Annotated in this window: 1 pseudogene; it reads left to right on the forward strand. The window is 76.5% G+C overall.

What is annotated here, in order from left to right:
* Window positions 1–935: pseudogene (locus BST40_RS30465) on the forward strand (hypothetical protein); the annotation flags it as partial.

A 935-nucleotide genomic window follows, 5' to 3' on the forward strand; every position in this document is an offset into this window, starting at 1 on the left:
GGCACCGGCGGTAACGGCGGGGCCGGCGGTAACGCCGGATGGTTCGGCGACGGCGGGACCGGCGGCGCCGGTACACAGGGCACCGCCGCGAGTGGCGCCGGCGGCGCCGGCGGCGCCGGCGGCATGGTCGCCGGCAACGGCGGCGCAGGCGGTAACGGCGGGAGCAATCCCACTGGAGCCGATCCGACCGGGGTCGGCGGGGCAGGTGGGACCGGTGGTGCCGCCATCGGACTGTTCGGCAATGGTGGGGCCGGCGGTAACGGCGGGCAGGGCGCTTTCGGCGCCAGTGGCACCGGCGGCACCGGTGGCGCGGGCGGTCGCGGCGGTGCGCTCTTCGGTTCCGGCGGCACCGGCGGAAATGGCGGGGTCGGTAGCTTGGTCGCCGGCAGCGGCGGCGTCGGCGGCACTGCCGGGCTGATCGGCAACGGCGGCGCTGGCGGTTTCGGCGGGCAGAACTTGAACGCCGCCGGTACGGGGGGTAACGGCGGCGCGGGCGGCAATGCACAGTTAATCGGTAATGGCGGTGCCGGCGGCAACCCCGGGATTGGGGTCATTGGCAACGGGACCCGCGGTTTCGACGGCACCGGTGGGCTCCTTTTGGGGTTGCCTGGCGACGGGGCGCCCGCGCCACCGGTGCCGCCGGTGCCACTGGCGCCGAAAGCGCCCTGCCCGCCGTTACCGCCGGCCCCACCATTGCCGAACAGTCCGATGGCGGCACCACCGGTCCCACCTGCCCCGCCGACCCCGGTCGGATCGGCTCCAGTGGGATTGCTCCCGCCGTTACCGCCTGCGCCGCCGTTGCCGGCGACCATGCCGCCGGCTCCGCCGGCGCCGCCGGCGCCACTCGCGGCGGTGCCCTGTGTACCGGCGCCGCCGGTCCCGCCGTCGCCGAACCATCCGGCGTTACCGCCGGCCCCGCCGTTACCGCCGGTGCC

Source organism: Mycobacterium persicum (genome assembly GCF_002086675.1).
GTDB lineage: Bacteria > Actinomycetota > Actinomycetes > Mycobacteriales > Mycobacteriaceae > Mycobacterium > Mycobacterium persicum.